The organism is Solirubrobacter ginsenosidimutans (assembly GCF_027587205.1).
Window position 1 is genome coordinate 1 of the sequence record NZ_JAPDOD010000137.1, and the last position, 935, is coordinate 935.

The window sequence follows — 935 nt, forward strand, 5'->3', positions numbered from 1 at the left end:
ACGATCATGCTTGCCGCCTCGTCGCGGGCGAACGCGTGCAGCGCGCGTGGTACCGAGGCGTCGCTGATGATTCGCGTCGTGACTGCGAGCGCGTCGCGCATCTGGCTCAGCGCCGGCTCGATCGCTTGCTCGGCCGCGGCGTCGACCGCGTAGAGGTCGGCCCACCCGCCGACGTACGGCTTTGTGGCGACCGCGGCGATGATGACGTCCGCGCCGGTCAGCTCTGCGGCAGCGAGCGCGAGCTCGATCGGAGCGTGGTCCTCGAGAAGTGGGTCATAAGCGGCGATGATCGGGGCGGGCATGGGACTCCTTGAATCAGCGGATGACGGGATAGGGCCCGGCGCCGAGACGGGCCGCCAGGACCGGATTGAGGTAGGTGCCGCCGGTGGTGACGACGCGGACCGCTTCGAGCAACTCATCGTCGGCGGCTTCTTTGAGCACGTAGCCCAACGCGCCGGCGCGTAGGGCTTGGCGGGCGAAGGCAGGGTCGTCCTGCATGGTCAGGACCACGATCGCGGTCTCCGGCGCCCGGGTGAGCAGGCGCGGGATCGCCTCAAGGCTGGAGCCGCCGGGCATGTTGAGGTCGAGGACGAGCACGGTCGGCCGCTGTGCGTACGTAAGGCGCTCAGCGTCTGGAACGGTCTCGGCCTCGCCGACGATCTGCAGGCCTTCCTCGCCGTCGATCAGCAACCGCAAGCCGTGGCGGACGACGGCGTGGTCATCGGCGACGACGATGGTGGTGGTCATGCCGCGACCGGCTCATCACGGGAAGCGACTGCTGGGATGACTCTCACGGTCGGGGAGGCGACCCGCGTGCACGTACGCGTCGGCGACGGCGACGGCACCGTCAACGTGACGGTGCGCGACGACGGCATCAGCCTGCTCACGCCGCGGCCACCGCCTGACGCGGGAAGAGCATCGCGAGCGGTGCCTCC

Annotated in this window: 2 protein-coding genes; both read right to left on the bottom strand. The window is 69.8% G+C overall.

Annotated features, from left to right (window positions below):
* The coding region (locus OM076_RS44515) for a putative universal stress family protein (protein ID WP_270046759.1) at nucleotides 1-302 on the bottom strand (302 nt) is incomplete at its 3' end.
* 13 nt (nucleotides 303-315) lie between these two features.
* Nucleotides 316-747, bottom strand: a complete 432-nt coding sequence (locus OM076_RS44520) for a response regulator (RefSeq protein ID WP_270046761.1) — start codon at nucleotides 745-747, stop codon at nucleotides 316-318.
* Between the last annotated feature and the right edge of the window lie 188 nt (nucleotides 748-935).

Excerpts from the sequence above, each read along its gene's own strand:
- OM076_RS44520 (WP_270046761.1), bottom strand. The coding sequence starts at position 747 with ATGACCACCACCATCGTCGTCGCCGATGACCACGCCGTCGTCCGCCAC.